We start from the raw sequence: 12,528 nt of genomic DNA, 5'->3' as shown, positions 1-12,528 counted from the left end.
CCCACGGGGCTGCGGCCTTCGTCGTGCCGTGGTGACGTCGTGCCGTCGTGCCGTGTCAGGCCGGCGGGTCAGACGAAGTGCGAGGCGATCTCCTGCACGAGCGCCCCGACGTCGTACGGCTTCGTCGTGTCGACGTGCACGACCGGGACACCGGGCAGCCCGATCGGCCCTGCCGCCGAGCCGTGCTCGTCCCAGAAGGCGAGGACGCCGGCGAGGTCGCCGTGCACCTCGTGCCGCGTCGGCACCGTGCCCGGGTCGTAGCGGTCCCGCAGCCGTTCATCGGCGGTCGCTCGGTCGACGTGGCACCACACCTCGACGGCGCGAGGCGACCCTGCGGAGGCGAGCCGCGCCTCCAGGAGGTCACGGTCCCGCGACGGGAGCCAGACGGCGTCGAGGACGACCCCGTTCTCGACCGCGCCGGCCATCGCCCACACGGTGTCCATCGCGATCCCGCCGAGCGGCCGCGACGCGATCATCGGCCCGACGATGTCTGCCAGGGGTTCCTTGATCCGGTCCTTCGACAGGAAGGGGCAGCCGAGCACCTCGGCGAGGGCGGCACCGATCGTGCTCTTGCCCGAACCGGGCATCCCGTTGACGATGATCGCGACCTGAGCCATTCCACGATCCTCGCAGACGTCACCGGCGCGAAGTGCCGCGCGGCCGCGCTGCGCACAACGAAAGTCTCCCCGAACCACGGCGATCCGTGGCGCGAGGAGACTTTGGTTGTGCGGGCTCGATCCGAGCCCGGTGTCAGACGGCCGCGGTCGAGGTGGACGCGCCGGTCCAGTCACCCGTGGCGAGGTACTCGACCTTCTTCGCGATCGAGACCGCGTGGTCGGCGAAGCGCTCGTGGTAGCGGGAGGCGAGGGTCGCGTCGACGGTGTCGATCGGGTTGCCCTTCCACGTCTCGCCGAGCACGAAGTCGAACACGCTCGCGTGCAGCTCGTCGACGGCGTCGTCCTCGTCGCGGATCTCCGCGGAGAGGGCGATGTCCTCGGTGGCGAGCAGGCGCGTGAGCTTCTGGGACATCGCGACGTCGTGCGCGCCCATCTGCTTGAACGTCCCGCGGAGGCCCTTCGGCACGACCTTCTCGGGGAAGCGCTGGCGGGCGAGCTGCGCGATGTGCTCGGCCATGTCGCCCATGCGCTCGAGCGAGGAGCTCACGCGGAGGGCGGTGACGACGACCCGGAGGTCGCGGGCGACGGGAGCCTGGCGCGCCAGGATGTCGATCGCGATCTCGTCGAGGCTGTTCGCGGCCGCGTCGATCTTGGCGTCGTCGGCGATCACCTCCTCGGCGAGGGCGACGTCGGAGTCGCTGAAGGCCTGGGTGGCACGGGTGATGGCGGACTCGACGAGCCCGGCGATCTCGGTCAGTCGCTCCTGGACGTCCTGGAGTTCCTGCTGGAAGACTTCGCGCATGGGGGAGTACCTCTCTCTGCGTACCGGTCGAGTGTCGTCAGCCCAGGTGAACGAACGGTGACGTGCGGCTGAACGCTTCGCGATCCGGAGCCCGAACCGCCGCGAACGGGGGTGAACGGGCCTCGAACCCCGCGTGACCATCCCTACACTGACGGCATGGACAACGCGTGGCTCGTGCCACTGTCGATGCTCCTCGGCGGGGTCTTCGGCGCGGGCGTCGTGGTGCTGATCATCACCGCCGAGCGCACGGCCCGTGCCGCCGACGTGGCGGAACGCACCCTTCCGGACGGCGTTGCCGCGGTCATCGCCACGATGCACAACCCGGCCGTGGTGGTCGACCCGTCGAACACCGTCGTCGCCGCGTCGCCGCAGGCGCTCACGGTCGGCCTGGTGGTGCGGCGGAAGCTCGTGCACCAGGAGCTCGCCGACCTCGTGGACCGGGTGCGGCGGAGCGGGGAGATGGGGTCAGAGGACCTCGAACTGCCCCGTGGCCGTCGCGGCGAACTCATCGGCTACCTCAGCTTCCGCGCTGCGCAGCTCGGCAACCGCTACGTCCTCGTCACCGCGGACGACCTCACCGAGAGCCGGCGCATCGACGAGGTCCGGCGCGACTTCGTGGCGAACATCTCCCACGAGCTGCGGACCCCGATCGGAGCCATCGGGCTCCTCTCCGAGACCCTCGTCGCCGCCGCGGACGAGCCGCAGCACGTCCGGAAGTTCGCCGCGCAGCTCGTCACCGAGTCCGAGCGGCTGGCTGCCCTGACGAAGGACATCATCGAACTCTCCCGGCTGCAGTCCGTCGACACGCTGGAGAACAGCGAGGAGACCTCGATCGACCGCATCGTGCAGGCAGCCGTCGACACGAACGAGATCGTCGCCCGCGCTCGAGACATCGAACTGGTCCGCGCGAAGAAGTCGAAGCTCCGGGTGATGGGCGACCCGGGGCTCCTGCAGATCGCGGTGTCGAACCTCATCGCGAACGCCGTCAAGTACTCCCCGGACCACACCCGCGTCGGCGTCGGGGTCCGCTCGTCCAAGGGCTTCGTCGAGATCGCCGTGACCGACCAGGGCGTCGGCATCCCCGAGGCGGACCTCGACCGGGTGTTCGAACGCTTCTACCGCGTCGACCCCGCTCGGTCCCGGGCCACCGGCGGCACCGGCCTGGGACTCGCGATCGTGAAGCACGTGGTGAACAACCACGGCGGCGACGTCCGCGTCTGGTCGCAGCCCGGGAAGGGCTCGACCTTCACCATCCGTCTCCCCGAGGCGGACACCGAACTGACCACCGCACTCGAAGAGCAACTGGAAGAGCAGCAATCGTGACCAAGATCCTCATCGTCGACGACGAGCCGGCCCTGAGCGAGCCCCTGGAGTTCCTGCTGCAGCGCGAGGGGTACGAGACCTCCGTCGCTGCGGACGGCGTGACCGCGCTGTCGAAGTTCGACGCGGAGAACCCCGACCTGGTGCTCCTCGACCTCATGCTGCCGGGGCTCTCCGGCACCGAGGTGTGCCGACAGATCCGCACCCGGTCGAACATCCCGATCATCATGCTGACGGCGAAGGACTCCGAGGTGGACATCGTCGTCGGGCTCGAGCTCGGCGCCGACGACTACGTGACGAAGCCGTACTCCACGCGGGAACTCCTCGCCCGCATCCGTGCCGTGCTCCGCCGCCGCACCGAGGACGACCCGGCGGACAGCGGCATCCTGCAGGTCGGCGGGATCCGGATGGACGTCGAGCGCCACACCGTGGCCGTGGACGGCTCGGAGACACCGATGCCCCTCAAGGAGTTCGAGCTCCTCGAGCTGCTGCTCCGGAACGCCGGACGCGTGCTCACCCGTGGGCAGCTCATCGACCGGGTCTGGGGGTCGGACTACTTCGGCGACACGAAGACCCTCGACGTGCACATCAAGCGCATCCGCTCGAAGATCGAGCGCGTGCCGAGCGCCCCGGAGATCCTGGTGACCGTCCGGGGGCTCGGCTACCGCATCGAGGGCTGAGCGCCCGGCGTCGCGCCTGGCGGACGCGCGGTGTCCCGTCCCGCAGGCGCGGCCCTGGACGCAACCGACTGGAGGCCCGGTGCAGGTCCCGTGGACCTGCACCGGGCCTCCAGTGCGTTGCGTCGGTGTCGACTCGCGCGGTGTCGACCAGCGCGGTGTCGACTAGCCGTTCGTTCCCTCGTCGCCGCTGGACGAGTCGGTCTGCGAGTCGCCGGGCTGCGTGCCCGGGGCGGTCGCGTCACCGGTCGGCTGCGTGCCGCTGTTCGACGGCGAGGTCGAGGTGCTGGTCGGGGTCGGCGTCGGCGCGAGGGTCTGGTACTCCTCCTGCGCGCTGGTGAGCACCGGAACGCTGGCGGAGACGCCCTCGGCGCCGGAGTACGAGAAGTACACCTTGACGAGCGAACCGGGCTTGGCGTCCGCGTTGTCGAAGACGACGTCGGTGCCCGTGCCGGCCTCGGTGCCCTGCGTGGTCGAGCCCTGGTCCTCGGTCGCGCCCTCGGCGGAGACGTCGGAGGACATCGCGAGGTCGACGTGCGTGTTCGCCGGGACCTCGACGGTCTGGGTGGCGCCACCGACCTCGATCGAGACGGTGATGTCGTCCTTCTCGGCGGTGTTCACGAGGGTGCCGATGAAGCGCGCGCTGTCCCCGTCGTCCGAGATGAGCAGCGCGTTGCGGACGGCGATCTTGCCCGTCGAGACGTCCACGCCGTCGGTGATCTGCTTGATCTCCGTGGTCTGGGCGGGCGACATGAACTCGCACCCGGTGGCGCCGAGCGCGATGGTTGCCGCAACGGCGACGGACACGAGTACCCGAGCTCGCAAGAGATTCCTCCGGAAGATCACGATGTGGACCGGATGGTCCGAACTCCACCATCCTAGCGAGCACCTGGGAGCCGTCGTGGTTAGGTGCCCCTTACCCCAATTCCGCTTGTGGTAAACTGGGTGTCTCGGAACGGAGCCTGATACATGCAATTCGAGGTCGGCGAGACCGTGGTCTACCCCCATCACGGGGCGGCAACCATCTCTGAAGTGAAGACGCGCGTCATCAAGGGCGAGGAAAAGGTCTACCTGAAGTTGCGGGTCACCCAGGGTGACCTGACGATCGAGGTGCCGGCGGACAACGTCGACCTGGTCGGAGTCCGCGACGTGATCGGCAAGGAAGGGCTCGACAAGGTGTTCGAGGTCCTGCGGGCCCCCTTCACCGAGGAGCCCACGAACTGGTCGCGTCGGTACAAGGCGAACCTCGAGAAGCTCGCTTCCGGTGACGTCATCAAGGTATCCGAGGTCGTCCGCGACCTCTGGCGGCGCGATCAGGACCGCGGCCTGTCCGCGGGGGAGAAGCGGATGCTCGCCAAGGCGCGGCAGATCCTCATCTCCGAACTCGCGCTGGCCGAGAAGACGGACGAGGACAAGGCATCGACCGTCCTCGACGAGGTCTTGGCCTCCTGAGCTGGCTGAACCCTGAGCCCGCTGGACCCTGAGCCCGCTGCAGCACTGAGCGTGGCAGACACGACGACCGCACGGTTCCCCTCCGGGGTGGACCGTGCGGTCGTCGTCGTTGCGGCCGGTTCCGGCACACGGCTCGGGATCGGCACCGCGAAGGCGTTCGTGCCGGTCGCGGGCTCGCTCATGCTCGCGCGTGCGCTCGAGCCCCTCTTCACGCTCCCGGCCCCGACGCTGGTCGTCGTGGTCGCCCCCGCGTCCCTGGTGGACGAGTGTCGTGCGCTGGTCGCGTCCGTCGCGGGTGCTGCGGTCGCGTACACGGCCGTCGTCCCCGGAGGCGCGGATCGCCACGGGTCGGTCGAGGCCGGCCTGGCCGTCCTGCCGGACTCCGTCACCGCGGTGCTGGTGCACGACGCGGCGCGGTGCCTCACGCCCGCTGCGCAGTTCTCCCGGGTGTTCGACGCGGTGGCCGACGGTGACGGTGCCGGGTTCGTGCCCGCGCTGCCCGTGACCGACACGATCAAGCGCGTCGAGGGGGACGTCGTCGTCGAGACGGTGGACCGTGCGGCCCTCGTCGGGGTGCAGACGCCGCAGGGGTTCCCGCTCGCTGCGCTGCGGCGTGCGTACGAGGTGTCCGAGCAGGCCGAGACCGACGACGCCGGGGTGTTCCAGGCCGCCGGTGGCACGGTGCGGTCCGTCCCGGGCGACGCCGATGCGTTCAAGATCACCACGCCGTGGGACCTGGGGCGGGCGGAGTCGATCGTGCGGTCGCGCGGCGGCACGGACGGGGGCGTGCCTGCGCCCGGCGCGGACGGCGGCGTGCCGGCGCCCGGCGCGGACGGGGGCCTGCGGTTCGGGCTCGGCGTGGACGTGCACGCGTTCGACGTCGCCTCGCCCTGCCGGGTGGGGCTGCTCGACTTCCCGGGCGAGCCCGGCCTGTCCGGGCACAGCGACGGGGACGCTGTCGCGCACGCGGTGTGCGACGCCCTGCTCTCCGCCGGCGCACTCGGCGACATCGGCGGCCGGTTCGGCACCTCCGATCCCGCGTACGCCGGCGCCACGGGTGACGTGTTCCTCCGGGGGGCCGTCGCACTGCTGGCCGAAGCGGGACTCGCGCCGTCGTCGGTGACCGTGCAGGTCATCGGGAACCGACCCCGCATCGGTGCACGGCGCACCGAGATGCAGGACGCTCTGGCCGCGGTCGTCGGCGCGCCGGTGGCGGTGTCCGGCACCACGACGGACGGCCTCGGGTTCACCGGCCGGGGCGACGGGCTCGCGGCGATCGCGACGGCGGTCGTCCGACCCGTCTGACGTCCGTCACCCGAGCGGCGCGACGTCCTAGGCTTGCGGTGTGACCGTTCGCCTCTACGACTCCCGCGCCGCAGCCGTCGTCGACCTCGTCCCGCTGGTCGACGGACACGTGAGCATGTACGTCTGCGGTCCGACCGTGCAGTCGTCGCCGCACATCGGACACCTCCGTTCGGCGCTGGTCTACGACATCTGGCGCCGCTGGCTGACCCACCGCGGGCTGCGCGTGACCCTGGTGCGGAACGTCACGGACATCGACGACAAGGTGCTCGACCTCGCCGCGGGCACCGACGAGGAGTGGTTCGCCAGGGCGTACCGCGTCGAGCTCGAGTTCACCGCCGGGTACAACGCCCTCGGCATCCTGCCCCCGACGTACGAGCCGCGTGCGACCGCGAGCGTGCCGCAGATGCACGACATCATCGCCCGGCTCATCGACCGCGGGCACGCCTACGCCGCGGCGGACGGGTCCGGCGACGTCTACTTCGACACCGGCAGCTGGGCGTCCTACGGAGCGCTCACCCGGCAGCGTCGCGAGGACATGGTCGAGGCCGCCGACGCCGACCCCCGCGGCAAGCGCGACCCCCGCGACTTCGCGCTCTGGAAGGGTGCGAAGTCCGGCGAGCCGTCGACCGCGAACTGGGACTCGCCCTGGGGCCCCGGTCGTCCGGGCTGGCACATCGAGTGCTCCGCGATGTCCCGCCGGTACCTCGGGCCGGCGTTCGACATCCACGGCGGCGGACTCGACCTCCGGTTCCCGCACCACGAGAACGAGCTCGCGCAGTCGACCGCCGCTGGTGACCCCTTCGCGTCGTACTGGCTGCACAACGGGCTCGTCACGGTCGAGGGGCAGAAGATGTCGAAGTCACTCGGCAACTCCGTCTTCGCCGCGGACATGCTCGGGTCGGCGCGTCCGATCGTCGTGCGTTACGCGCTCGGCGCCGCGCACTACCGCTCCACGATCGACCACCACGACGGCTCCCTCGCCGAGGCCGAGGCAGCGCTGGACCGCATCGACGGCTTCCTGTCACGAGCCGCGACCCGGCTCGAAGGGGTCCACCTCGCCGATGCCCCCGGGGTGCCCGAGGCCTTCGCCGACGCCATGGACGACGACCTCTCGGTGCCCCAGGCCCTCGCCGTGCTGCACGACACCGTGCGTGCCGGGAACGCCGCGCTCGACGCAGACGATGCGGAAACGCTCGGGACCGCGTACCATCAGGTGGCCGCGATGGTCGAGGTGCTCGGCATCGACCCGCGAGCCGCCCACTGGTCTGGCGGTGGCCACGACGCATCGGCCGCACCACTCGCAGCCCTCGTCGAACGCCTCGTGCAGGAGCGCGCCGACGCCAGGGCAGCACGAGACTTCGCCGCGGCGGACCGTGTGCGGGACGATCTCGCATCCGCGGGCATCACCATCGAAGACACCGCAGCGGGTACACGCTGGAGCATCGCCTGACAACGGCAGTGCCGGACAGGAGAGAGCAATGAAGAACGTCTCGGGGAGCAAGAAGGGTCGGCCCGGCGCCGTCCGCTCCGGCCGCAAGGGCAACAAGCAGGTCGGTTCCGGCGGCCAGGGCGCGCAGGCGCTCGAAGGGCGGAAGCCCACGCCCAAGGCCGAGGACCGCCCGTACCACCCGGCCGGCAAGCGCAAGGCCGCGAAGGACCGCTTCGAGGCGGCCCGCGGTCGTCACGGTGCGTCGAGCTCGCAGGGGCAGCGGACCGGCCGTCCGCCGACACGCAAGACCGACGACTCCGAGCTCGTGACCGGACGCAACTCGGTGCTCGAGGCGCTCCGCACGAAGACCCCGTCGTCGACGCTGTACATCGCGTCGCGCATCGAGGTGGACGACCGCGTCAAGGAGATCCTGGCGCTCGCCAACCACCGCGGCGTGCCGATCATCGAACTCATGCGTCCCGAGCTCGACCGCATCACCGGGCACGACAGCGTGCACCAGGGCGTCGCACTCAAGGTGCCGGCGTACCAGTACGCGGTGGCCGAGGACATCGTCGAGCAGGCGTTCGCGAAGGACGAGGTCCCGCTCGTGGTCGCGCTCGACGGCATCACGGACCCCCGGAACCTCGGCGCGATCATCCGCTCCACCGCGGCCTTCGGCGGCCACGGGGTCATCGTGCCCCAGCGCCGCTCGGTCGGCGTGACCGCGTCCGCGTGGAAGACCTCTGCCGGTGCGGCCGCGCGTACTCCCGTCGCGATGGCACCGAACCTCACGCAGACGCTGAAGTCCCTCAAGTCGATGGGCCTCTTCGTGCTGGGCCTCGACGGCGACGGCGACGTGGAGCTCGACGGGCTCGAGCTCGCCGACCGTCCGATCGTGATCGTCGTCGGCTCGGAGGGCAAGGGCCTGTCGCGCCTCGTCACCGAGACCTGCGACGCGATCGTGTCGATCCCGATCTCGAGCGCGACCGAGTCCCTCAACGCGGGCATCGCCGCGAGCGTCACCCTGTGGGAGGTCGCTCGGCGCCGTCGCGCGTCGTAGACCGACCCGCACGCCCCGCGTGCGTCACGTGCTTCGCACTTCGTGAGCAGAAATGGTCGCCTCCCGCTCGGGAAGGCGACCATTTCTGCTCACGAAGCGCGGGCTCACGAAGCGCGGGCTCACGAAGCGCGGGCGCGGGCACCGCGCGCGCGCGCGTCAGACGCTCGCGCGCCAGTCCTCGACGTCGTCGGGCGAAGCCGGGACGCCGTCCTCGACGACCGGGATCGGCAGCGTCATCGACGACGTCGGCGGGTTGATGAGCAGCCGCTCGTCACGGCGGTGGCGCAGCACGTCGTTGATGTAGGCGGTCGTGGCCTCGGGCAGCGACACCGAGCGTTCCTCTTGCTGGGACATGAACCAGCGGTGTTCGAGGAGCTCGTGGAAGACCTCCGCCGGCTCGAGCCGTCCCCGCAGGTCGCGCGGGATCGAGCGGATGACCGGCTCGAACACCTTCGACACCCACTCGTGCGCGACCATCTCCTCGTCGAGGAGGTCTCGGCCGTTCCGCGCCCGGTACGCGTCGAGGTCGTTGAGCAGTCGTCGTGCCTGGTTCTCGCCGGCGTCGAGACCGGTGAGGCGCAGCAGCCGACGCTGGTGGTGGCCGGCGTCCACGACCTTGGGCTGGATCCGCACCTGCGAACCGCCTTCGGTGGTGTGGATCGACAGTTCCTCGATGTCGAACCCGAGCGCGTTGAGCCGCTCGACCCGGTCATTGATGCGCCAGCGCTCCTTGATGTCGAACTGCTCGGTGCCGGTGAGCTCCTTCCAGAGGATCCGGTACTGCGCGACGATCCGGTTCGAGACGTCGACCGCGTCGGCGTTCTCGTCGAGGCGGCCGCCGGCTTCGAGGTCGAGGAGCTCGCCGGCGATGTTCACCCGTGCCACCTCGAGGTCGTTCTCGCGCTGCCCGTTCGAGAGTCCACCGGGGTAGAGCTTGCCGGTCTCGGCGTCGACGAGGTACGCGGCGAAGGCCCCGGCGTCACGACGGAACAGGGTGTTCGACAGCGAGACGTCACCCCAGTAGAAGCCGATGACGTGCAGGCGGACGAGCAGCAGCGCGAGGGCGTCGACGAGTCGCGTGGCGGTGTCCGGACGCAGGGTCTGCGAGTACAGGGCCCGGTACGGCAGTGAGAAGCGGAGGTGCCGCGTCACGAGGACGGGGTGCAGCGGCTCGCCGTCGGCGCTCATCCGGTTGGTGATGACGGCGACCGGGTCGACGCACGGCACGTCCATCCGCTGCAGTGTGCGGAGCATCTCGTACTCGGAGCGGGCGACCTCTTCGCCGGTCTCCTTCACGGCGGCGACGTACCCGCTGAGGTGCACGAACCGGACCAGGTGGCGCGAGATGCCCTTGGGCAGCGCGACGATGGTGTCGTCCGGCCAGTCGGCGAGCGGCAGGTCCCACGGCAGGTCGAGGAGCCCGGGGTCGACGGTGGCTGCGGTGATGGACAACGAGTCGGACACGGTGTGGTTCCTCTGTGAACGGAAGTGAGAACGGACGGGAGGCGCGGTGCCCGCTGGCACCGCGCCTCCTGTTTGTGACCTTCCAGCGTTACGCGCTGACGACGGCCTTGTCGTCGAGGCGCTCGCCCGACTCGGTGTCGAAGGCGTGCACGTGGCCCGACTTCGGCGTCACGACGATGGTGTCGCCGATCGAGGGGTGCGAGCGGCCGTCGACACGAGCGACGATGTCGACGCGAGCGCCGTTCACGTCAGCGTGACCGTAGAGGTAGCCGTCGGCGCCGAGCTCCTCGACGACGTCGACCGTGACCGGCAGGCCGTCGCCGGAGGACGACACCTGGACGTCCTCGGGGCGGATTCCGACGGTGATCTGGGCCGAACGCGCGTTGGAGAGCGTGTCGCGGTCGATCGCGTGGTTGAGCGTGCCGAACTTGATGCCGCCCTCGACCACGTCGGCCGGGAGCAGGTTCATGGCCGGCGAACCGATGAAGCCGGCGACGAAGACGTTGTTCGGCTTCTCGTACAGGTCGCGCGGCGTGCCGACCTGCTGCAGGATGCCGTCCTTGAGCACCGCGATGCGGTCGCCCATGGTCAGCGCCTCGGTCTGGTCGTGCGTGACGTAGACCGTGGTGACGCCGAGACGACGCTGCAGCGAGGCGATCTGGGTGCGGGTCTGCACGCGGAGCTTGGCGTCGAGGTTCGACAGCGGCTCGTCCATGAGGAACACCTGCGGCTGGCGGACGATCGCACGGCCCATCGCGACGCGCTGACGCTGACCACCGGAGAGGGCCTTCGGCTTGCGGCCGAGGTAGTCCTCGAGGTCGAGGAGCTTCGCGGCTTCCTGCACGCGGGTGGCGCGCTCGTCCTTGCCGATGCCGGCGATCTTGAGCGCGAAGCCCATGTTCTCGGCGACCGTCATGTGCGGGTACAGCGCGTAGTTCTGGAACACCATCGCGATGTCGCGGTCCTTCGGCGGGACGTCGGTGACGTCGCGGTCGCCGATGCGGATCGCGCCGGAGTTGACCTCTTCGAGGCCGGCCAGCATGCGGAGCGAGGTGGACTTGCCACAGCCCGACGGGCCGACGAGGACGAGGAACTCGCCATCGGCGACGTCCAGGTCGAGGGAGTCGACCGCGGGACGGTTGCCTCCGGGGTAGAGACGGGTTGCCTTGTCATAGGTGACGGACGCCATGAGCGTTCGGTCCTTTCTTCACCGGCAGGTACGTGCCGGACGATCCGAGTGAAGCGGTGTGCCCGTGGGGGCCCCGGATGGTCGTCGTCGACCATCGGTGTTCATACAACACGAGTTCCCCGCGATGCGCCAGTGCCGACCCCCCTGGTCGGGTGACTCCCAGGGCTGGTTGGCTGGCTCCCAGAGCGCCCTACTACAATCGCCGGGTCCGTCCGCCGCTCGGGGGAGGTCCGGCGGACGCCCCGAACCAGGAGGACCACTCGATGACCAACCGCCCCGAGGGTGATGCCCGCGCCGCGCGGAACGAGCGACGAGAAGCCGCCAGGCAGCGGGCGCAGCGTGCGCGGACGCAGCAGAAGCGTCGGCAGCGGGGTGTCCGCCTCGGCCTGCAGATCGGCCTCGGCGTCGTGCTGGTCGCCGCGGCGACGATCGTCACGCTCGTGCTCGTCGACTCGGTGCAGCCCGCCGGCCCCGGCCCGGCGAACACCTCGCAGGGCGGCATCACCATCGGCCAGGACCTCAAGGCCGTCAGCACGACCGGGTCCCCGTCGCCGAGTGCCACCGACGGTTCCGGCGCGGTGCGCATCACGATGTACGTCGACTACCTGTGCCCCACGTGCGGCCAGTTCGAGAAGGCGAACGGCGACTACATCGAGAGCCTCGTCGACTCGGGAGCCGCGACGGTGGACATCCACCCGATCGCCACGCTGTCGAACCGGTCGCAGGGCACGAAGTACTCGCTCCGCGCCGCGAACGCCGCCGCGTGCGTCGCCGACCGTTCGCCGAACCAGTTCTTCGCCGTCCACCAGGCGCTCTTCGCGGAGCAGCCCGAGCAGAACACCGCGGGCCTCACCGACGCTCAGCTCACGAAGGTCGTCACCGGCGTCGACGGGCTGCAGCAACGCTCGGCGATCCTGAAGTGCATCCAGGACCAGACCTACAGCAAGTGGGTCGACGAGCGCACCAGTGCGGTCACCGGTGGGGAGATCCCCGGCTCGACGCTCGAGGAGTTCCCGGGCGTACCGCTCGTCCTCGTGAACGGCCAGCGCTACGAGCTGACGTCCCCGATCACGAACGACGACTTCCGCACCTTCGTGGTGACGGCGGCCGGTGCGACGGAGCCCACGCCGACCCCGACCCCGTCGGCCACGCCGACCGCGACACCGACCCCGTCGGCCTCCTCCACCCCGAGCGCGACCCCGTCCAGCTGACG

At 70.4% G+C, this 12,528-nt stretch carries 12 protein-coding genes; 7 read left to right on the top strand and 5 right to left on the bottom strand.

What is annotated here, in order from left to right:
• Nucleotides 1–68: 68 nt before the first annotated feature.
• The gene (locus tag DEJ28_RS16130; protein WP_111115325.1) at nucleotides 69–617 is read right to left on the bottom strand and encodes a P-loop nucleotide/nucleoside kinase family protein; all 549 of its coding nucleotides are present in this window, start codon (nucleotides 615–617) and stop codon (nucleotides 69–71) included.
• A gap of 133 nt (nucleotides 618–750) precedes the next feature.
• Nucleotides 751–1,419, bottom strand: coding sequence for a phosphate signaling complex protein PhoU (gene phoU / locus DEJ28_RS16125; protein WP_111115324.1), 669 nt, complete (start codon nucleotides 1,417–1,419; stop codon nucleotides 751–753).
• Between the two features lie 156 nt (nucleotides 1,420–1,575).
• On the opposite strand from phoU, the gene DEJ28_RS16120 reads away from it, so the two are divergent.
• Together DEJ28_RS16120 and DEJ28_RS16115 are read left to right on the top strand one after the other, a co-directional pair.
• Nucleotides 1,576–2,742, top strand: a complete 1,167-nt coding sequence (locus tag DEJ28_RS16120; RefSeq protein WP_111115323.1) for a sensor histidine kinase — start codon at nucleotides 1,576–1,578, stop codon at nucleotides 2,740–2,742.
• Nucleotides 2,739–3,419: a response regulator gene (locus DEJ28_RS16115; RefSeq protein ID WP_111115322.1), complete on the top strand. Its 681-nt coding sequence runs from the start codon at nucleotides 2,739–2,741 to the stop codon at nucleotides 3,417–3,419. The genes DEJ28_RS16120 and DEJ28_RS16115 overlap by 4 nt, the downstream gene beginning before the upstream one ends.
• A 162-nt stretch (nucleotides 3,420–3,581) precedes the next feature.
• Here DEJ28_RS16115 and DEJ28_RS16110 read toward each other — a convergent pair whose 3' ends face one another.
• Nucleotides 3,582–4,241 carry a hypothetical protein gene (locus DEJ28_RS16110; protein ID WP_146248832.1) on the bottom strand — a complete coding sequence of 220 codons (660 nt, stop codon included), beginning with the start codon at nucleotides 4,239–4,241 and terminating at the stop codon, nucleotides 3,582–3,584.
• 144 nt (nucleotides 4,242–4,385) lie between these two features.
• On the opposite strand from DEJ28_RS16110, the gene DEJ28_RS16105 reads away from it, so the two are divergent.
• From DEJ28_RS16105 to rlmB, 4 genes are read left to right on the top strand one after another with little or no spacing between them, the layout of a single operon-like run.
• A complete protein-coding gene (locus DEJ28_RS16105; RefSeq protein WP_017888066.1) occupies nucleotides 4,386–4,868 on the top strand; it encodes a CarD family transcriptional regulator in 483 nt (160 codons plus the stop codon).
• 51 nt (nucleotides 4,869–4,919) lie between these two features.
• A complete protein-coding gene (gene ispD / locus DEJ28_RS16100; protein WP_258368024.1) occupies nucleotides 4,920–6,173 on the top strand; it encodes a 2-C-methyl-D-erythritol 4-phosphate cytidylyltransferase in 1,254 nt (417 codons plus the stop codon).
• Nucleotides 6,174–6,213: 40 nt separating this feature from the next.
• Nucleotides 6,214–7,623, top strand: a complete 1,410-nt coding sequence (gene cysS / locus DEJ28_RS16095) for a cysteine--tRNA ligase (protein ID WP_111115320.1) — start codon at nucleotides 6,214–6,216, stop codon at nucleotides 7,621–7,623.
• A 28-nt stretch (nucleotides 7,624–7,651) separates the two neighbouring features.
• Nucleotides 7,652–8,662, top strand: a complete 1,011-nt coding sequence (gene rlmB, locus DEJ28_RS16090; protein ID WP_111115319.1) for a 23S rRNA (guanosine(2251)-2'-O)-methyltransferase RlmB — start codon at nucleotides 7,652–7,654, stop codon at nucleotides 8,660–8,662.
• A gap of 156 nt (nucleotides 8,663–8,818) precedes the next feature.
• Here the strand turns inward: rlmB and DEJ28_RS16085 are convergent, their stop codons facing one another.
• Both DEJ28_RS16085 and DEJ28_RS16080 read right to left on the bottom strand, forming a co-directional pair.
• Entirely contained in the window at nucleotides 8,819–10,126 is a 1,308-nt protein-coding gene (locus DEJ28_RS16085; RefSeq protein ID WP_111115318.1) for a DUF4032 domain-containing protein, read from the bottom strand.
• 88 nt (nucleotides 10,127–10,214) lie between these two features.
• The gene (locus DEJ28_RS16080) at nucleotides 10,215–11,315 is read right to left on the bottom strand and encodes an ABC transporter ATP-binding protein (RefSeq protein ID WP_111115317.1); all 1,101 of its coding nucleotides are present in this window, start codon (nucleotides 11,313–11,315) and stop codon (nucleotides 10,215–10,217) included.
• Nucleotides 11,316–11,578: 263 nt separating this feature from the next.
• Between DEJ28_RS16080 and DEJ28_RS16075 the strand changes: the two genes are divergently transcribed.
• On the top strand, nucleotides 11,579–12,526 hold the full coding sequence (locus DEJ28_RS16075; RefSeq protein ID WP_181433683.1) for a DsbA family protein: 948 nt from the start codon (nucleotides 11,579–11,581) through the stop codon (nucleotides 12,524–12,526).
• Nucleotides 12,527–12,528 lie beyond the last annotated feature (2 nt).

It is taken from the genome of Curtobacterium sp. MCPF17_002, assembly GCF_003234115.2.
Lineage (GTDB): Bacteria > Actinomycetota > Actinomycetes > Actinomycetales > Microbacteriaceae > Curtobacterium.
Note: the sequence above shows the minus strand (reverse complement) of the source record. Positions and strands in the feature narration are given on the sequence as shown.

Coding starts and splice junctions, on each gene's coding strand:
- DEJ28_RS16120 (WP_111115323.1), top strand. CDS start 1,576: ATGGACAACGCGTGGCTCGTGCCACTGTCGATGCTCCTCGGCGGGGTC.
- DEJ28_RS16075 (WP_181433683.1), top strand. CDS start 11,579: ATGACCAACCGCCCCGAGGGTGATGCCCGCGCCGCGCGGAACGAGCGA.
- DEJ28_RS16080 (WP_111115317.1), bottom strand. CDS start 11,315: ATGGCGTCCGTCACCTATGACAAGGCAACCCGTCTCTACCCCGGAGGC.
- phoU (WP_111115324.1), bottom strand. CDS start 1,419: ATGCGCGAAGTCTTCCAGCAGGAACTCCAGGACGTCCAGGAGCGACTG.
- DEJ28_RS16130 (WP_111115325.1), bottom strand. CDS start 617: ATGGCTCAGGTCGCGATCATCGTCAACGGGATGCCCGGTTCGGGCAAG.
- DEJ28_RS16105 (WP_017888066.1), top strand. CDS start 4,386: ATGCAATTCGAGGTCGGCGAGACCGTGGTCTACCCCCATCACGGGGCG.
- rlmB (WP_111115319.1), top strand. CDS start 7,652: ATGAAGAACGTCTCGGGGAGCAAGAAGGGTCGGCCCGGCGCCGTCCGC.